The sequence below is a fragment of the Tenacibaculum sp. AWR4_210 genome (assembly GCF_056160945.1).
In genome coordinates this window covers 204752-224281 of record NZ_JBSWYF010000006.1, presented here as the reverse complement: position 1 = coordinate 224281, position 19530 = coordinate 204752, and the positions used below count along the sequence as shown (strand labels likewise).

The following is a 19530-nucleotide window of genomic DNA, read 5'->3' as shown; positions in this document are numbered from 1 at the left end:
TGATTTTTTAGGAACATTGATAGTCGTCTAACAGCGTTTTCGAATATTGCTTAGACTGTCATCAATAAGTAACTGACCATCTCTGAATACTTCGCGCAGTTCTCCTTGCTGCTCTTCATCCCATGAAACTTGGTCGTGTAACTGATAGTTACCGTTGTCTAGTGTTATTTTTAACAAGCCTTTTGCCGATTTTTTTGTTCCATCATCGGTGATGGGGTCCTTGTAAATTTCACGTCCCTCTCCTGAAACTTCTCCGTAGGTAGCTTTCATCGCAAATCCGAAGGTGTCTCGAGTATTGTATTGATAGGTAAATGAACCAATACCTAAAACGACATTGGTACTGGCAAAGCCTTTTTGAGCCAAACCTTTGCAAATGCGTTCGGCGCGTTCTAGGGTGATACTATCGCCGTAAATAGCTCCGATATGCGCATCTAGTTCTTTGTATCCTTTGGTATTGGTAGTACCGCCAAAAATATCCCAAAGCAGTTGAACAACTCCTTTCTGTGCAGCTGGATGTTCGGCATCTGGATCGCCACAGATAATTGCTACAGGATCTCCGCTGTCAGGTCGTATTACAACTTTACCATCACGGTTTAGGACCTCCTTTTTTAGCGTAGGAAGGTACTCCGTAAGTACTTTCCATAAATCCCAAGTATCAGAAACTATAGAGACGATTCCGCTCGGATAGATTTCTGTAATCAATCGCTTAAAAGTTGCGAGTTCACCACTATTTGTACCCATGCACATTACAGAGTGTTCTGTGGCTGCTACCGATCCTCCAATTAATTCTTTGTCCTCGTCAGCATTGTAATAGTGCTCTAAAAAGTCAATTGCTGGAATGGTATCTGTTCCGGTAAAGTGTAATAAATGTCCGGCAGCACTTAATACAGCTGCTTCCAATCCTGCCATGCCTCGCATTGAAAAATCATGTCCTTGCCAAGCTACCATTTCAGGGGTAGAAGCTGTTTGTTCAGCATAGGTATCCAATAATTGTCGGTATTGTTTGGCAATAGTTGCCGAATTACAAGGTAGCCATATCGTTGTTGAGAGCAAGGTCTCGAAATAATTGGTCAACCAAAAGAATTCTGGTAAGGTATTATACATGGTAAACATCGGTACGCGAATAGGTACTTCCACTCCTTCAGGGAGGGCTTTAATGACCATGGGTATATACCCCAAATCATGCAAAGCGGCAATGTGTTCGATTCCTACTTGGTTTGCCCCTAAGTAATTGTCGATTCTTTTACTGTAGCTTGCACAAACTTCTTCTTTAGGTCTGTTAAAAAAATGGTGACGAAATTCTTCGAGGATGTATTTTTTGATGAAGTATTGTAGTCCAAAAAATACTACCTTGTCAACTCCTTGAATTCTACTTTTTCTCGGCGTCTAATTAGAATATACCAAGCTGGTGTTTTCTGGGTATTGTCGTCGATGATCTACCTTGTATCCGTCTGTATATAATAATGGGTTCATAGTGTTAATTTTTTAATTTGTGTCAAAAATACGCAAAGTAAAATAATCTCACAATAAAACTCAGGATTTTTTTAAGAGATCACGAACTTCCATCAGTGCATACCCCAGTAGGTTTTCACCTTCCCAATGGTTTGGATTTAATGCCTTCGGATCGTTTTCGGCAAGACCAATCCCCCAGATGGCATCCACAGGACTGGCTTCTACGATAATGCGGTCACCAGTATTTAGTAAATACGTTTTTAGTGCTTTATTTTGTGCAAATTTTTCGAGGTTGGCGGTTTTAACGATGTCAAAGCGATGCTGATTCCAAACAACACTATCAAAATTTTTAACACTCCTTCCGAGCTTTTTTACAGCATGGGGATGTTTTGCTTTGAGCATAGGTTCGATCAAATCTAAATTCTTAAAGAGTCTGGCTTTTTCAACCATCATATAGTGCTCCGCCGTAGGGTAGGAAATACCGGCTATTTCGAAAGAAGCTTCCCACCATTGGCTAAAACAACTTTTGATGATACTACCATCTTTTGAAGGCTGGTGTCCCCAGAAAAAAATGAATTTTTGTTGTGGGTTTTGTTCGTATTGTAATCGGGTGGTTTTATGGGTGTATTTCATGATTTTTTTGTTTTGATGAGTCTGTAGGGGCTTTTGTTTCTTCCCGTTTCAGTGGGGTACAATTGGTATACTGGTTCGCTTTGCCAGAACGATTTATTTTCAATGTCTAGCATGCTTAACCTTCCTTTGAAGGCCGCGCCTGTATCAATATTCCAAACGTTGGTAGCGCGCATAGGTGTCGATTGCTTGTAACGTGTAGTAGGGGTATGGCCTATGTATATTTCCTTGTAATGTCGTAAGCGTTCTGGATAGTAGTCGTCGATTTCATAGATTTGATGAGCAGCCAAAGCGGTCTCCCAAAGCGTTCGATCAAAGTGAAAATTCTTTGTGAAGGTCTCCTTGTGTACACCGTGCATAGAAGTAAATCCAGCATGTATAAACAGTCGTTGTTCGGAATCGATATAGTACGGAAGCATGCTCCTGAAAAAAGCCAGGTGCGCTGTTCGTTCCTTGTCGCTGAGTGCTGCATAGCTTGTTACGGTTGCGCTACCGCCATGTGCAAGCCAAAGTTCATTGTTTGCAGTACCTTCCAGCCATTCTTGGCACCATATATCGTGATTTCCTTTGATAAAGATGCATGTGTATTGTTTGGCTAAGTTGATGAGGTAGTCAATGGTAGTGGCAGCGTCACTCCAGCCGTCTACGTAATCGCCGAGAAAAATTAGCTGATCAGTAGGACGAAGTGTCACTTTTTGTATGAGCTGTTGCAGTGCCTTAAGGCCACCGTGGATGTCTCCGATAACATATGTTTTCATTTTTCTATTTAGTATTGTTTGGGAATTCGATAAATGCTGCCGGAACAAAATCCGTCAGCCAAACGCCGTTGTCTGAAAGGTAAAAATCATAACCTTCTCTTTGCATACGACGGGCATTAACTTTTAAAATGACAGGCTTACCTCGTCTACTACCTACCTGGTTGGCAGTACTGCGTTCGGTACTGAGATGGACGTGATTTCTCGACATTTTACTGAGACCTTCTTTTCGGATAGCGTCCAAAAAGTCGACCACAGTTCCGTGATAAAGAAATTCTGGTGCCTGTGTTTTTTCTAGCTCCAACTCGATGCGACGAATAGAATGTCCTTGATTAGCGCGAATTTTTGTTTGATTAGTTGAAAAGGAAAACCTTTTCTTAGAATTGCTAGCTACAATTTCTTTGAGTTCGTTAAAACTAAGACTAAAGGATGTTCGATTTATTTTTAGTAAGAGCTCTTCAACAGAAGCCCAGCCTTCATTGTCTAAAACCAGCCCGATTGCTTCGGGCTGATGTCTTAGTAAAAGACTTAAATATTTACTTTTTTTAGTGGTATTTTTCATTTTCAATTTAATTAAAATTAATGAGCATGTTATCAGCTGTTAGTACGCTAATGCATGCTCAGGTGCTTAGGAGAATTTTGACTGCAACATGCGGTTAAAATTGGTACAGAGGTTTTGAATGTCGTCAAGTCTGGCCAGTTGTAAGAGCCAGCTTTTAGGAAGGGTATCAATCCCGAAATACAAACCTGCCAATCCACCGGTAACCGCTCCCGTAGTGTCCGTATCATCCCCCAGATTAATGGCTTTTAGTACGGCTTCCTCGTAGCTGGTGCTGGTGAGCAAGCACCACAAACTAGCTTCCAGCGTGTGGATAACATAGCCGCTTGAAGCAATGGCATTCGGTTTGAGTTGCCAAAAATCTTTTTTTAGTATTCTTTCGAATACAGCACGTTCTCTTGAAACGATGCCCTTAACTTCTAAAAGTACTCGTAAGGCCTCTTGTGTTTTGTAAAACGCTTCAAACTTGTCGAGGTCCTGCAATAGAAACTGACTGTACTGTACATAGAACCAGCAGGCAATTGCTGCGCGAATATGTGGATGCGTCAACGAAGAGACTTTCCAAAGATACTCAAATTGAAGGCTGGGGTCCATGTGTTGTGTGGTAAAAACGAAGGGTAAAATGCGCATCAATGAACCGTTACCGTTGGTATATTCATCTTCGTTAGACTTCAAGTAGTTCAGTGCGTCGTAGTCCTCTCGTTCAACCAGTAAATGCAAGTGATCAAGAGCTTTTGTCGTTTGAATACCGATGTCGAAAACCGTACCGTGAGGGGTCCAATGCGCATGGTTTTTCCACAGGCAAAAACTATTCGCTAATCGATGGAGTTCCGTGCCCGAACAGATGCTTTCTGCAGTGCAAAAGGTCATTGAACTATCGTCAGACCAAGTTCCTGGAGGTTGATGATGTGTCCCGAATCCTCTTAGATCTGTTACAGGGTTTCGATGGAGTTCTGACCTGCTTTTGAATTCTACAGGGACCCCAAGAGCATCTCCCATAGCAAAGCCTATAAATGAGGGGTAACAATTAAATGAGTTCTTCATAACAATTTGTTGTTTTAGTTACTGTTTTGCATCGCACTCACGAGTGCTAGTTGTGCCAACTCCCTAGTATTTTTTAAGAGGAGCAGCGCTTTGCATTCCAACGACAGTTCGTATAAGTTCAGAAATTACTAGTGTGCTGAGAAAGCAATTACGACTCCAGTAGTAAAGGCTTTTAGCAACAGCTTTGTAAGCTCTTTCCACAACCTTAGTATTACAATAGTGTATTAAGGCGTATTTGCGTAAGAGATTCAGATTGATAGTTCTGAAAGCTGTCAGTTACGTATATACGTTCGAATGTATTTTCTACGGCAGTGAGCCCTTTACTGAAGATGCCATGGCTGATTGCGAGGTATAGTTTTCCTGCATTTTTGGCCTTCAATTCCTGGGCTAATCCTAAAAAGGTTCCTCCGCCATCACATATATCATCGATAAGCAAGCAGTCTTTTCCTGCCAGATCATCGGTGTATACCTTGAACCCTGAGAGCGCTCCTGTACGTACGTCACGAGTTTTTGAAGCTTCAATAACCGGGTAGTGCTCTAGCTGTTGGGCGAGCTTGTATATTTTTTTTAAAGCACCACCATCGGGAGAAATCAAGCAAAGATCTTTAGGTAACTCACTACATACCTGTTTTATAAATCCGAGGTTAGAAATCACTTTACAACGATTGATTAAGGCCGGACTCACATCGGAATGCGGGTCAAAAATGCGAACTGTCTTATAGTTTTGTGCATTTAAAAGTTCGGCGTAGACTTTTGCGGTCAGCGCTTCGCCATCGGTCATTAAGCGATCTTGTCGAGCCCCAGGGAAATAGGGAAGCACGAGATGAATTTTTTCAACGCCCATATTTCGTAAGGCATTCGTCGCAATGAGTAAAACACCAACATCGTTAAACTCTTTGATGCGATGTGTTATGGTCACCTCTTCAGAAGTGATTTCTGATGCGATGCGAATGTGTGGCTCACCACCTGGAAAGGTGCTGGTTTCGAAAACAAGATCGCATTCACTGGTAAAGGGTATAAAATTGGGATCAAGGTGTAAATACATATTGCGTTTTTTTTACGCAAATGTAAAAAACATTTTGGGTTGAAAAAATATTTTTGTGTTTTTTTTACGCAAACTTAATTTCGAAATGGAATCCCTCGTTTAGGAGTTCGCTGTATTTTTCTGCATTGAATTGATATAATTTAGCGGGACGTCCGCTTGTAGGCTGGTGCATTTTATCGGTTTCCGTAAGGATACCAAAACTCATGATTTTTTTTCGAAAGTTTCTGCGATCGAGACTTTTATTTAGGATTGTTTGGTAGAGTTGTTCTAGATCTGAAAACGGAAACTCGGAGTTCAACAATTCAAATCCAATAGGCTGGTAATTGATTTTGTTTCGAAGTCTATCCAGTGCTGCGTCAATTATTTTTTTGTGGTCAAAGGCGAGTTCAGGCAGTGCATCCATCGGAAACCACTGGACATCAGCAGCGTCTGTACTTGCGTCAATTTTAAAATTTTGTGGACTGACCAAGGCAAAATAAGAAACGCTAATGACTCTGTTTCTCGGATCGCGATTAGGGGTGCCAAAAGTATACAGTTGTTCGAGATAGTCAATAGTCACATTGGTTTCTTCCATCAGCTCCCTGCGAACGGCATTTTCCAAAGATTCTTCGTCGTGTACCAATCCTCCTGGCAATGCCCAAGATCCTAGATACGGAGCTATACCGCGTTTGATGAGTAGTACAGATAGTTTTTTTTGTTCGTAACCAAATACGACGGCATCTACGGCAACTTTGATGTTTTGTGGCATAGGATTATAAGCGTTTATTCAACGCAAAGTTACAAAACATTCTAGCAGTGTAAAAGCCCGCACGGTGGCGGGCTTCTTTTTTTGAGGGTAAATAGCTCGGCAAATTTTCAAAACTAAATCGCTTTTAGGAGCATCGTTTTGTTGCAGATATTTGTATTAATTCTTTTTTTTCCAACTTTTTAAAGCGCGAACAGCCTCATCGGTATAATCGGTAAAAACACCGTCAACTCCTGCGTCAAAAAAGAGGTGGTATTCTTTTTCAGCAGTTCCTGAACTCCATTGGGTATTTTCGTTTCTAAAGGTGTAGGGATGTACTTTTAAACCGTATTGGTGGGCTAGCTTTATAAAATTACTGGGTTTGTTCAATGTAATTTTGCCGTCCTCTGATGTTTTATAGGAAATGATAAAAGGTTTCCAAGGTCCGATGCCGTCTGCGTATTGAGCGGTGTATTTCATTCCTTCAGGCGTGCTGAAATAAGCATAGGTTCTCGTGTCACCGCGCTGATGAAAATCGTAGGGAGCTACGTAGGAGATAAAATCACCTTCGGGAAGGTCAAAGTTTAAACGACCATCTTTTTTAACTCCATAAGTAGATATGAGTTGCACGAGTCGGACATCGATTTGCTGATTGATGTATTGTAGTGGGGCAACTTCGAAGCACTGCACAAAAATAGGAGCGTCGTACTCGTGTAGTTGGTGCTTTTTTAGGACAGAAATAAGTGTCTTTTCCATAAAATAGGCACCGAACTTTTGATTGTGAAAATAGGGGTGTTTAATTTCAGGATAAATACCAATTTCTTTGCTGCGAGTACTCGTGTTTTTTTTAGCGATTTCGATCACTTCTTCAAAAGTGGGTATGTCGAATTGGTTGTCGTAGTTTTTAGGTCGGCCTGGATAGGCTTGTTTAGCTTTCAATTGTTTGATTTCGGCCAAGCTAAAGTCAATGACGAACCAATCGGTAACCATTTTTCCATCGAGGTTTTTGGTGGTTTTTAAGTGAGCGAACTGAGGTAAATCAGCGACATTAGTAGTTCCAGAAAGCATGGGCTCATGACGGACTACTAGGTGCCCATCTTTGGTTAATACAAGATCGGGTTCTATAAAGTCGGCGCCTAGTTCAATGCCCTTGCGATACGCTTCTAGGGTGTGCTCGGGCAATACCGATTGCGCTCCTCTATGGGCGATGATTAGTGGAGTGTTTTTTTGGGGATGATCATCGTTGTCTTGACAAGCGAGGAATGAGGAAAGGGCACAGCAGGCCCACAACGTAATAAGTATTCGTTTCATGAAGGGTACATTTTGATTTTGTGAAAACAAAAAAACAAAATCAAGATGATGGAATGGTAAAGGGAATATTATCTAATAGCTAGTTTATGAAGCGCAAACTTTACAGTCGTCTTTGTCTTTTACCTCACCGATGAGTTTTCCTTTTTCATTGATGGCAAAACCACAGCAATCGATAAAGCCTTGGGCAACCAATTTTCGGGCTCTTTGGATTTGAGATTTGGTCGTGGTCAAATTCTGGTTTAGCGTTTTTGCTACCTCTGTTTGTTTCATTCCTTTGATGTCTGATAAAAACAAAGGAACGCGGTATTTTTCTGGCAGATTTTTGATGATTCCATAAAGACAGTCTTTCTCCGTATGTACTAGGGGATACTCTTCCTCACAAGTATCGAGGATATCGCTGGTAACTTCGATTTTTTGCGATTTAAAGTAATCCATAATCACATTGCGAGTGATGGTGAATACCCATGACTTTAGTTTATCACGGTTCTTTAGGGAATCTAACTTGGTATGTATTTTAATAAAAGCATTGTGGAGCAGATCTTCTGTTATTACAGGATCTTTTACTTTACTGCGTATAAAGTAACGTAAATCATCGGCGTGTTGATTCCAAACAGCTTGTGTATTCATAGTATAAATTTACAAAAAAGAGCGAAATAAGGAGGAGGACTTCAAAAATAGAGATCCTCCTTTTGATTTAACATTGGCAATTGTGACAGGTACAGTTCTCACAAGTACAAGCTTGACAAGAACCTGATTTACATCCTTCACATTGACAGCTACATTGATTTTTATGATTCATGATTATTTAATTTTAATATTTCGTCGTTAAGTAGACGTTGTAAATAGTAAATAGATGCAAAGAATTAAAAAAACTTTTGCAGTTCGCTTCGTATAGGTAAGGGTTGCGTTGCCGAGATGTTGCTCCCACCGGTATTGCCTTTAGGGACCCAAATTGGGGTAATGAGTAGGGCGGCAAGTATGCGTAAGATTTGCCCTTTGATTTCTTTGTAGTTAGCAGTACGAATACCAAAGTGAAGCATGTAGCAATGAGATAGCGTATGGCGGTACCAATGTTTTTGACCTAGGATATGAGCGTTTTCTAAATGATAAAAAGACACTTCGTAAGCTGCGTTACGAAGTGCCTTTTTTGCGAGTTGTAGTTCTTGATAAAAAGCTTTTTTTCGGTACATGGTAGTTTTTTATAAAGTGACTGCCCTACCGAGAAAAAGATGCAGTTTTATACGGTGAATTAATTTACTCTTTCACCATTAACATAGGTGTGATTGACTTTAGTATGTGGAATTTTATTTCCTTCAACGGTCATAATATCGTTTTCTAGTATGATGAAGTCAGCGAGTTTTCCGACTTCAATACTTCCTTTTTCCGTTTCTTCAAAATTGCCATATGCGTTCCATATGGTCATTCCTTTGAGGGCGTTTTCTCGACTGAGTGCATTGTTGGGTTGATACCCTTCTGCAGGATATCCCTTTAAATCTTTACGGATCGTCGCTGCGTAAAACGTATACAATGGACTTACGTTTTCAATAGGGAAGTCCGTCCCAAGGGCCACTTTTCCGTATTCCTTTAGTAAGTCGTTGTACGCATAGGCTCCGTGAATTCTTTCCGATCCAACGCGATCTTCTGCCCAATACATATCAGAGGTGGCATGGGTAGGTTGAATGGATGGCAAAACGTTTTTAAACAGTTTGAAATCTTTTACATCTACAATTTGTGCATGCTCAATTCTCCAGCGTCTGTCATTTTCTGTAGGCAGTACTTGATGGTAGGTTTTTAGCATAACGTAATTCGCAGAGTCGCCAATAGCGTGCGTATTCATTTGGTATTCCGAAGCAGCAATGCGTTTTGCTAAGCTTTGTAAATTGTCATACGAATTAACGAGTGCACCAAAATGTCCTTTTTTATCGGCGTATGCGTCTTTTAAGGCAGCACCTCTTGACCCGAGCGCTCCATCGGCATATACTTTTACCGAACGCACATGCAAGCGGTCTGTTTTGATGATGCCTTTGTTGAGGTAGTAATCGAGATTTTTCTCGGTATTGGAAATCATGGCGTAGATACGCATTTTTAAGCTTCCCGCATGTTGTAAACTGTCTATAAGCTCAATAACTTCTCTGTCTAACCCAGCATCATCAACCGTCGTTAAGCCTAAGTCAAAACATATTTTTTGAGCGTCGAGTAGGGCCTGAATTTGTTCTTTTTTACTCGGTTTGGGTACCTTGATGAAATTCATGGCATTATCGATTAACACTCCGGTAAGTGCACCGTCTTTTATGAGGAATTCTCCTCCGTCAATACGGGTGTTTATATCGATACCGGCAAGATTGATGGCCGCTTGATTGACGAGCATGGCGTGCCCGTCGATGCGTCTGATAGCTACAGGAGTTTCAGGAAACAGTTCGTCTAACTTTGTTTTGGTAGGGAATTCTTTCACTTCCCAATCGTTTTGGTCCCATCCGCGTCCCGTAATAAAGGGAACTTGTTTTTCTTTTTGAAAAGCAACCAAGCGATCTAGGACTTCCTGGTAGCTTTGCGTACCTACTAAATCTACTTTTTGTTGTTGTAATCCGAGTCCGTAAAAATGACAATGTCCATCTATAAACCCTGGATAAACCGCTGCATTTTTTGCGTCGATAACCTCGTTTGCACGGTAACTTTTTTGAAGTTCCTCATTGGTACCTACGGCGATAAATTTACCGTCTTTAACAGCAAAACTCTCTTGGGTACTAAAGGATTTATCTACAGTATAAACTTTAGCATTGATGACCAATAGGTCAGCTTCTTTTTGGGTTTCACAGGCACCGAGGGCTAAAAAGAGGCCTGTACTTAGTAGTGTGTAAAGTGTTTTTTTCATGCTGATTTGCGCAAAATTAGGGTTTTAAAGTATCTGAAGTATACAAGTATTTGTCCATCAAATAAAGGATACTTGCCATGGATGCACTTCCGAGTTCGAGTTCTCTTTTATTGACTTTGTCAAAAGTATCTGTCACTGCGTGGTGATAGTCAAAATAGCGTTGCGAGTCTGGTCGGTAACCTACTAGGGTTACATGCTCGTCTTTAAGCGGTGAAATATCGGCACCACCACCGCCTTTAACCAAGTCGTGCAGACCGTAGGGAGCTAGTAATTTTTTCCAACTCTGCACGAGCTGAAGGTTTTTTGGATTGGCATCGATTGAGAATCCACGTGGGGTATGGCCTCCGGCGTCCGATTCTAACGCACCGATGTGTACTTCGTTGTTTTCTTTGGCTAAGTGATGGTATTCTTTGGCTCCTCGTAAACCGTTTTCTTCATTCATAAAGAATACGACGCGCAAGGTGTTTTTAGGGCGAATACCGTTCTTTTTAAACAAATAGGCCACTTCTAATGATTGGACTATTCCCGTACCGTCGTCATGAGCCCCATCACCGAGATCCCAAGAGTCCAAATGTCCTCCAACAACCATAATTTTATCTGGGTGCTCGCTACCTTTTAGTTCACCGACCACATTAAAAGATGGGGCGTCAGGAAGGGTTTGACAGCTTTGCTTAAAATAGAATTTTAAGTTCGGGTTTTCCTTCAGGTGCGTACTTAGATTTTCAGCAGCTCTTGAGCTAATGGCTGCTGCTGGGATGTAATTTTCTTCGGGGATCTCTCCATAACCCATAGATCCCGTGTGTGGATAATCGTCAATTCCATTGGTCATAGAACGAACAATAACTCCTACAGCTCCAAGCTTTCCTACGGTGGCAGCACCTGCAAAACGCTGTCCAACGCAACCGCCATAAGCTTGGAAAGTATTGATCAGTTTATTATCAAAAGCACCGTTGTAAAAAACGATTTTTCCTTTGGCCTTTTCACCGAGTTGTTTGGCTTCGTCAAGGCTGTTTACTTCTATTACTTCTGCTGTGATTCCTTCCTTTGGAGTGGCAATAGAGAATCCCAGTGCACAAATCGGAACGTCAATTGTACTGCCTTTAAATTCGTAATGAGCAGTTTCTTTTGCTCCGCGAACCCAATGCGGTACCATTACTGGTTGTAGCCACACAGAGTCAAGACCAACCTCTTTCATGAGTTGTTCACCCCATACTACTGCCTTGGCAGCTTCTGGAGACCCTGATAAACGACCTCCGATGTTACTGGTTAAGTCACGTAACCATTCGTAGGATTTTCCTTCGGTAAGTGCAGTATTAAAAAAGTGTTTTATGTTGGTTGAATCTATTTTTTCTTCTGCAGTACTTTTTTTAGCAGTGGCTGCATCCTGCGTTGTGGGACGTTGACAAGCGCCCAAACTTGCTAGCGTAGCAAGGGCTAGTAGTGTTATTTTTTTCATGAATTTGAGTAGTTTTAAGCACCTAAAGCTACGTAAAAATGCTGGGAAATGACGTTAAAATTTCGAATCTGTGAATGCGGTGTAGGTGAAAGAGGGGATGTGCTTATAATTGTACGTGCAGGTGATCGTCATGGCGCACCGCTTTGCAACCGTGAAAGCGCAGTTTCGAATGTTGTATGCCCATGCGCTGTATCAAGTGAGGCTCTAAAAAGATTTCTTTTACAGCGGATTGTCGGAGCAGCAGTTGTACTAGTTTTTTGGTGTGTTTCGATGAATAGCGGAGCTCATCGGTACTCCCAAAGGTGAGGTACTTAGTAAAGCTGTATTGCCAATATCCCTTTTGGTGGCAGTAAGCTGGCTTGTTTTGTTCGCCTGGTTTGGGTACTTGAAAAACACCGTATCCGGAAACAGAAGGACCTTGTGAGGTAGGCTGCCCGGAAGGAAGCAGATACATAAAGTTTAAATCAATTTTTTTACCGTCCTTATGGCTGAGGTGAGGAAGTAATGGAAAGCCATCGAAAAAAGGAAAACAAGCGTCAAGATAACTTATTTTTACTCCGGGATAATACGTTTGTAGTTGTTTTCCCGTTTTTTGCAGTACTTTGTGCAGTGTAGGACGTACGTAATTTCTATTACACAGCACAGTAAATAAGGAATGCTGTGTTAGGTATGGCGTGTTAGCTATTTTGACACGTCCAAATAAGGGGGCTATTTTCGGAACGATAAAGAATGTTGCTAGGAGGTAAAGGCTGGTAAATACCATTAGTTTGATTCGCCTAGTATACTTATAAAACAACAAAATCGACAGTAGATACAGTATACCGCCGATTTGTGTTATTATTGTTAATACCAATATAATACTACTGTGTATTAAGAATTTTATCATTAAAACAAGGTGTCAAATTTCCAAGTTAGCCCCGCCATGGCTTGAAAGCCTTGTACTCTAAAATTAGTATAGCGTTGATAATCGTTGCTCAGTACGTTTTTTAAATTGACAAACAACGAAAAGTCATCATGAAATTGATACCCTCCGTGTAGGTTTACATCTATATAACTCTTCAAGGTAACTGTGCTAAAAGGAGATGGGTTGGTCCCGGCATAAGAAACGCCTTTACGCTCTCCGACAAAGAAGATGTTTGCACCAGCATACCATTTTTCAAGCTTGTATTCCCCAAATACTTCTGCTTTTAAGTTAGGAGTATTCCATGGGTGTAATTGATTGTTTAAGGTATATTGATTGTATTCAACAGAGGTTCCTAAGTTTAAGTTTTGAATACCTTCAAAAGCTACTTCTCCAAATATACTGAGGATTTTTACATCGTTGTACACCACTCTAAAGGAGTTACCGAATTCGTAACCTGATAAGAAGAAACCGTTATTTCCTGTGGTTTTACTACCGTCCGATTTCGAGTAATTTAAGGTGTAGAAAGGTTGGTCTTCCACATCGCTATAGCTCACTTTGGTATTGTAGCTAAATTGCTGCCCTAGCTTTCCTCGGATACCTCCAAAACCACTGTATTTCGTGTTGGTTTGCGTGAGGTATAAAGAAGGAGAAACAAAAGGGTTTTCAGTGGCGAAATTTTGATACGAATTAACGGCTAAATCTCCATCTGCACCTAGGTATACATCGACAAAGTCTTTCACCACCGGATAGGATACTTCAACATCTGGATAGGCTAAGAAATTGTTAACGCTATTTTGTAAGTCCATCGAAAAATAGGCCTTAGCACCGAGTTTAATTTTTAAATCACGGAGCTGAAAATGATAGGTAGGGTGCAGTCCTAGCGTTAAAAAACTGTATTGGATACTCTGTTGACTCTCGTAGGCATTGGCAAATTTACCACCGATAAAATTAATAGAACCGTTGAGTTTTAAATCGTTCAGTTCTCTGTGAATATTATCGAGCGGAAATAAAAAGTCTGCGTCCGTACTGATATCGAATTCGCTGCTGCTGAATGAATCGGCGAAAAGCGATACACTAGCTTTGGCTTTGTCGATATACGAATCATCAAAGTCTATCGATCCGAAAATTTTGTATTTTCCATAAATCTGTTCGGGTTCAATGGCATCAATAACGCGATCTCTAAACGTAATGGCACCGGGTAAACCGTACCAATTGTATTTATTGCGTTCTAAATCCATTCCAGCTTGCCAGGTAAAATAGCGTTCCGTTTGTTGGTAGTACACATCTAAATCCATGTTGTAATAGGTGCTACTCAATCGGGTATTGGCTACGGGGTCGAGAGACATTAAAAAGTTAGCGTGTACTCCTAATTCACTGTCATAGCTCAAATCTCTGCGGAAAAAACCTTCTACGGCAGGAGTCACATTATTTCCGAAACCGATGGATAAATAGTTTGGGTAGAGGCGTTCTCTTTTTCCCAAATCAATTTTTTTCATCGCTCCACTTTTAGGTATAAAGGTAGAGGCAACCGGAACAGAGAAGATTTGATACTCCAGCTTTTTCTTTTCCGTGTCTTTGGTGTGATTCACGGCAGGTTTTTGCTTTATTTTAAAAGCGTCTGTGATTTTAGGTACATAGGAAGTAACAACTTTTACAACCTCTGTTTTTATAATGGTGTCCTTTGCGGTCTCTTTTTTTTCTTGGGCGTGCAAATTGCACGTGGTAAACAAAACCAAGGCCCCTACAAATTTTTTCATTGCTTTCAAATCGTTAACGGTTGTGAGTATTGACATGTTAGTTTTGTTTGGTAATTGATTCATTCGTTTTCGCTTCTTTGTTTTTGATGCTAATAAGTTCATTTTTAGCTTCTTCAACGAGGTCTTTGTACTGACTGAAGTTTTTGACGATATTTTCAAGTATATAGGTCGCTTGGTAGGCATCTTTTAAGGCGTAGTAATTTTTAGCCATGATGATATAACTCTTTACTCCCCAATATTTATAGGTAGAATAGTTGGCAATCAAGTCTTGAATTGCCTCATTGGAACCCTGATAATCTTTGTGGTCGTTCAAGAAAAAGGCATTGTAGTACAGGCACTCTGCTTTCAATTCTCCTGTAGCTTTTGTACTCACTTCGTTGAAGTATTCCTCGGCAGTAGGAAAGTCGTTGTTTTTTAGAGATGCTCTGGCAATGATGATTTCAGCGTCCTCCTGGATGTCTTTGTCTACCTTGACGTTGGCCAATACTTTTTCGGCGTATTTAATCGCTTTGCTATAGTCTTCACTGTCGTAATACCCTTTCATGAGGTTACTTTGAGCAAAAACGATGTTCTGCGGATAATTAGCTTCTTTCTCTAAGGCTAATAATAAAGCGATTCCTTGTTTCCATTCATTGCGATCTAGGTGAATTTGAGCTAATTTGGCAAGAGACTCCTCTGTAAATTCGTTTTTAGCTTGTTCCGTCACGTACTTGTAATGCGGAATGGCCTCTGCGGGTTTCCCGATATTGTTTAACGATTTTGCCAGGTAAAAATTAGCAGCCAATGCATGCAGACCTTCCGGATAGGTTTGTAGGTATTTTCGGAAGCCGTTGATGGCTCTAGCCGTGTTGTTTTCTAAGAATTGGTTTTCTGCTGATTCGTATGCCGCATTGTCTAAATCGGCATTGGAAACATTGACGAATTTTACATTCTTAACCCAAGCAGCATAGGTGTCCACCTGTCCGAGATCGATGTATACATTTTTTACATTGGTTACCGCTTGTCTTGCTTCACTTGATTTTGGGAATCTAGCCACCACTGACTTGTATTTTTCGAGTGCTTTTTTGTTGTTGTTATTGTTGTAATAAAGCAGTCCTTGACGCAATAACACGTTTGGAATATAACTACTTTTAGGATGTTTTTTTAGGATGCGTTCGTAAGCAGCTTGTGCGTGATCAACCGAGTTGTTCGCGGTATAAGTAGATCCCAATTGAAACAAGGCATCGTCTTTGAGCTGAGATCCCTCATACTCGTTCACTACGGCTTGTAAGTTTGAAATTTTCTCATCGCTTTTTCCTAAAAACCCATAACTCATTCCCGTTTGGTATCGTGCGTAATCGGCACCTGTACCTCCTTCGTCAATTACTTTTTTATAGGCATTAATGGCTGACTGATATTTTTTGGTCGCGTAGAAAGCGTCACCCAAACGATTCGAAGCATCGTCGTTGAAATCGTTGTCTTCTAGGTTCTTTTCTAGATAGCGAATAAAGTGTTTCGAGGCTTTGTCGTAATTTTTGAGTTTAAATTCCGTATATCCTAAGTTGTAGTGTAATTGGTTAAACTCAGGTGTGGCTTCGTCTTTAACTTGTGAAAAATGAGTGCGTGCTTTGTCGAAATCACCGAGTAAGTAAGCGGTTTCAGCCAACCAAAAGTTTCCGCGATCACTGGTAATTAAGTTTTCAGCTTTTGTGGCACTTTCAAAAAACGGCAGTGCTTCTTTTAATTTTTCCTGGTTAAACAATTGGATTCCTCTATACAACGAAACTTCGTTGGCCAATTTGATGTTTTCAGGAGTTTTGTTTTTGTTGAGGTATGCCAAAGCTCCCACATAGTCTTGCTGGTGCAGGTACGAAGTGATGAGTAATTGGCGAATTTGATCGGCATCGGGACCTACAGGGTATTTAGATAGATAGGCCTGTAAAACCTCCGGTACACTCTGGTAAGGATTCCCTTGCTCATAACTTAATTTGGCGTAATTGAGCCAGGCTCCTTCGGTGATTTTCGCATCAAAGTCCATTTCACTCGCATTTTTGAAAGCGTTGAGGGCTTCCACTTTTTTATCGAGTTCTAAATAGCATTCACCGAGGTGGTAGTAGGCATTCTGAGCAACTTTATTGGTACCTCCAATAATTTTATTGAAGTTGCTAATAGCGCGTTCATAGTCTTTTTGCTGGTAATAGGCATATCCCAAATAATAATAATCCGTATTGGTCCAACGTCCTTTTTTACCTTTGTAGGCCGTGAGAAATGGAATGGCTTTGTCGTATTTTTTCAGATTGAAGTAACTCTCTCCGATAATTTTTGAGATTTGCGAAGCTTCTTTTTTGTCTTTACTCGTTTCCAATAGTTTTTCACCAATTTGAACTGATTTGTCAAAACGTCCTGCTTTAAAACTAATATCAAGAATGTAGTAATTGGCTTTTGATTGATAGGTAGCATCATCGGCAAGTTGACTCAAGTTATCTTCGGCTTCACCGAAGTTTTCTTGCTTGTACGCTACGTAACCGTAATAGTAACGAGCATCGTTACCGTAAATAGGGTTTCCTAAGAGAGATTTAAATCGCGCTTTGGCATCCTTTAGGTAGTTTGAAACGAGCAAGCAATAGCCCATTTTATAGTTGAGTTCGTCCTTCTCTGCTTGGTTGAGCAGTTTATCGTTTACTTTCTGATACCAACGGAGCGCGTGTGAGGCTTTTCTGTTTGCAAAATAGTAGTTTCCAACATTTAAAAAAGCTTTTTCTTTTTTGTTGTTATAGGGGTAGGTGTTGACAAAGTCAATCACCTTATCATTGGCGTCGTCTTGATTGAGTTTGATAGCACACATGGCATCAAAATATGCCGCATTGGCTTTTCGGGTTTTGTGTGTGCCCGTTTCTTGGCCAACTTCAATAAATAGTTTTTGTGCAGCCGCGTACGATTTGTTGTTGTACAATTCAGTAGCCTTTATGAATGTAGCACTGCTCCCTTCGTTAAAGGATGATTTTTGTGCAACTATTCCCGTGGTGCTCGCTAAAAAAAGTAAGGTATAGAGCTGTTTTTTAAAACAATTAATTCTCATAATTTTTAGTTATCTAGAAACTATAACGTTCGTTTTTGTTTTTTGTTGGAAGGATTGAGATCAAAAGTAATAAATGTTGTAGAAATACCAGATAAAATTTTAGATTTGTAAAAAACATTTTTATTTATGAGTACACCTGTTTTACACCTAGAAAACGCCGATATCTATCAACGTGATAACCTCGTCTTGTCGAAAGTGAATTTTACGTTGGAAAAAGGTGATTTTTATTACCTCATTGGTAAAACAGGGAGTGGAAAAAGTAGTTTGTTAAAAACCCTATACGGTGATTTGCGTTTGCAGCGAGGCCTCGGGTCGATCGTCGGTTTTGACTTGAAGAAGATGAAGGAAAAAGACATCCCTTTCTTAAGGAGGAAATTAGGAATCGTTTTTCAGGATTTCAAGTTGCTAAATGATCGAAATGTTTTTGAAAATCTAGAATTTGTACTGAAAGCTACTGGCTGGAAGAACAAGACAGATATGAAAGACAAAATCTACGAAGTACTCGATAAAGTAGGGATGAAGGAGAAGTACTACAAGCAAACTTTTGAACTTTCAGGAGGAGAGCAACAACGCGTCGCTATTGCACGTGCCTTGCTAAACGATCCTGAATTGATTTTGGCAGATGAGCCTACAGGAAACCTCGACCCTAAAACTTCATTGGAAGTGATGGAACTTTTAAACACCATTCATCAAAGTGGTAAAACGATCTTAATGGCTACCCACGACTACCAATTAATTGTAAAGTTCCGACAAAAGACCGTAAAATGTGAAGGCGGAGAGTTGTTTGAGGTACAGCAGACTATGCCGGAAAAACAATAGCTAACATTTTTTTACAGCTGCTTGCTGGAGAAAATTCTCGAAGTACTTTTTTACGAGCCTCTTGCTGTTCATGATGAAAAGGCTGCGATAGTAATTTTTCCGTAGCACTCAAAAATGCCGCTTTGGTATCAGCGGTAGTAGTGAGTGCCGTTAGGCCAGTGTCAGCTGTCATCATCGTATTGCAAATAAGGTGTTTTCCTTTGTACAAAGTATTCAAAAGTTTGAGTTTAATACCCGTGTGTTGAAATGTCAGTAGGGTATTGATATGTGCACTTTGTAAGAGAGTATCGAGCGCTGCTTGCGTTGGAATGGGATTGTGCTGGATGTTCGGATATTGACCTATAGTTTTTATAAGTTTTTCGTCGGCAGCACTACCGGCAATAACAAGTTGGTAAGGCGTGTTTTTATAGACCTCAATTAAAAAGTAGGCCGCCTTGATATTGTCGGCGATCCTCAGGTCTCCATGGTAGAGTATAAAAGGTTTTTCGGGAGTTTTGAAATCCCTATTGAAGTTTGCTTCGTGAAAAGCGGGAATGTAATGCGCGTTTTTATAGTGGTTTTGAAAATATCGTTGTTCGTGAGGAGCTATGGTAAAAACCCCTGCTGCGTGGGCTAATTTGTTTTCAAAGGTTTTTAGTTTCTTAGCTTCGCGATAGTAGAGTGTTTTTTTTAACCAGTTCGATTCACTTTGTGCCAATTTGTAAAAATACATGTGTTCGATATTGTGTGCCCGAACAAATACCTTGTGATGTTTTAACTTATCTATGGAAGCACAACTCTGCAATCCCTCAAAGAGCACAGGAGCTTCAGTGGCAATCAATCGTTGAGTGAGCAATTTGTGTTTACGGGTGGCAATGCGAAAGGGGTCGCTCGAAAAGAGGCCCCTAAAAAAAGATCCTCTCGGATAGTAATAAATGGCGTCACAGTATTTTTCTAGTTCTTGATGACTGGCTGCTGTACGAGTTCCATAAAGGTGTAGGTCAATAGAAATTCCTTGCTCGTAGAGGGCAATGATTTTATAATAGACATCGATAACACCCCCGTAATTGGCGGGAAAAGGATTGTCGAAGGATACTAATTGTATTTTTTTCTTCATGTGCTCAGACAAAAATAGGTTTTAATAGGAAAATAATATCTTTACTCA

At 40.5% G+C, this 19530-nt stretch carries 16 protein-coding genes and 1 pseudogene; 1 reads left to right on the top strand and 16 read right to left on the bottom strand.

The window, feature by feature from the left end; translation table 11 throughout:
• Positions 1-27: 27 nt before the first annotated feature.
• From ACXAG7_RS12855 to ACXAG7_RS12785, 15 genes and pseudogenes are all read right to left on the bottom strand, one after another.
• Positions 28-1473, bottom strand: a pseudogene (locus tag ACXAG7_RS12855) (nicotinate phosphoribosyltransferase).
• Positions 1474-1533: 60 nt separating this feature from the next.
• Complete coding sequence (locus ACXAG7_RS12850) at positions 1534-2085, bottom strand: NADAR family protein (RefSeq protein WP_476667031.1); 552 nt, start codon at positions 2083-2085, stop codon at positions 1534-1536.
• The gene (locus tag ACXAG7_RS12845; RefSeq protein ID WP_476667030.1) at positions 2082-2840 is read right to left on the bottom strand and encodes a metallophosphoesterase family protein; all 759 of its coding nucleotides are present in this window, start codon (positions 2838-2840) and stop codon (positions 2082-2084) included. Before ACXAG7_RS12845 ends, ACXAG7_RS12850 begins: the two co-directional genes overlap by 4 nt.
• Positions 2841-2844: 4 nt before the next feature.
• Complete coding sequence (locus ACXAG7_RS12840) at positions 2845-3399, bottom strand: RNA 2'-phosphotransferase (RefSeq protein ID WP_476667029.1); 555 nt, start codon at positions 3397-3399, stop codon at positions 2845-2847.
• 66 nt (positions 3400-3465) lie between these two features.
• Positions 3466-4440, bottom strand: coding sequence for an ADP-ribosylglycohydrolase family protein (locus ACXAG7_RS12835; RefSeq protein WP_476667028.1), 975 nt, complete (start codon positions 4438-4440; stop codon positions 3466-3468).
• Positions 4441-4651: 211 nt separating this feature from the next.
• Positions 4652-5485: a ribose-phosphate diphosphokinase gene (prs, locus tag ACXAG7_RS12830; protein ID WP_476667027.1), complete on the bottom strand. Its 834-nt coding sequence runs from the start codon at positions 5483-5485 to the stop codon at positions 4652-4654.
• Between the two features lie 64 nt (positions 5486-5549).
• Positions 5550-6233 (bottom strand): NUDIX hydrolase, encoded by a 684-nt coding sequence (locus ACXAG7_RS12825; protein WP_408042940.1) that lies wholly within the window; start codon positions 6231-6233, stop codon positions 5550-5552.
• 156 nt (positions 6234-6389) lie between these two features.
• Positions 6390-7520, bottom strand: a complete 1131-nt coding sequence (locus ACXAG7_RS12820; protein ID WP_476667026.1) for a glycerophosphodiester phosphodiesterase — start codon at positions 7518-7520, stop codon at positions 6390-6392.
• Between the two features lie 84 nt (positions 7521-7604).
• Complete coding sequence (locus ACXAG7_RS12815) at positions 7605-8147, bottom strand: sigma-70 family RNA polymerase sigma factor (RefSeq protein WP_476667025.1); 543 nt, start codon at positions 8145-8147, stop codon at positions 7605-7607.
• Positions 8148-8383: 236 nt separating this feature from the next.
• Entirely contained in the window at positions 8384-8710 is a 327-nt protein-coding gene (locus ACXAG7_RS12810) for a DUF3703 domain-containing protein (protein WP_408042943.1), read from the bottom strand.
• A 59-nt stretch (positions 8711-8769) separates the two neighbouring features.
• Positions 8770-10392 (bottom strand): amidohydrolase, encoded by a 1623-nt coding sequence (locus ACXAG7_RS12805; RefSeq protein WP_476667024.1) that lies wholly within the window; start codon positions 10390-10392, stop codon positions 8770-8772.
• 16 nt (positions 10393-10408) lie between these two features.
• Positions 10409-11848 carry a M20/M25/M40 family metallo-hydrolase gene (locus ACXAG7_RS12800; RefSeq protein ID WP_476667023.1) on the bottom strand — a complete coding sequence of 480 codons (1440 nt, stop codon included), beginning with the start codon at positions 11846-11848 and terminating at the stop codon, positions 10409-10411.
• Between the two features lie 103 nt (positions 11849-11951).
• On the bottom strand, positions 11952-12611 hold the full coding sequence (locus ACXAG7_RS12795; RefSeq protein ID WP_476667022.1) for a hypothetical protein: 660 nt from the start codon (positions 12609-12611) through the stop codon (positions 11952-11954).
• Positions 12612-12733: 122 nt separating this feature from the next.
• Positions 12734-14545 (bottom strand): TonB-dependent receptor, encoded by a 1812-nt coding sequence (locus ACXAG7_RS12790; RefSeq protein ID WP_476667021.1) that lies wholly within the window; start codon positions 14543-14545, stop codon positions 12734-12736.
• A 1-nt stretch (position 14546) separates the two neighbouring features.
• Positions 14547-17567 carry a tetratricopeptide repeat protein gene (locus ACXAG7_RS12785; protein WP_476667020.1) on the bottom strand — a complete coding sequence of 1007 codons (3021 nt, stop codon included), beginning with the start codon at positions 17565-17567 and terminating at the stop codon, positions 14547-14549.
• 126 nt (positions 17568-17693) lie between these two features.
• On the opposite strand from ACXAG7_RS12785, the gene ACXAG7_RS12780 reads away from it, so the two are divergent.
• Complete coding sequence (locus ACXAG7_RS12780) at positions 17694-18386, top strand: cell division ATP-binding protein FtsE (protein ID WP_408042949.1); 693 nt, start codon at positions 17694-17696, stop codon at positions 18384-18386.
• Here ACXAG7_RS12780 and ACXAG7_RS12775 read toward each other — a convergent pair.
• Positions 18367-19482 carry a hypothetical protein gene (locus tag ACXAG7_RS12775; RefSeq protein WP_476667019.1) on the bottom strand — a complete coding sequence of 372 codons (1116 nt, stop codon included), beginning with the start codon at positions 19480-19482 and terminating at the stop codon, positions 18367-18369. The two genes, ACXAG7_RS12780 and ACXAG7_RS12775, sit on opposite strands and share 20 nt — an antisense overlap.
• Positions 19483-19530 lie beyond the last annotated feature (48 nt).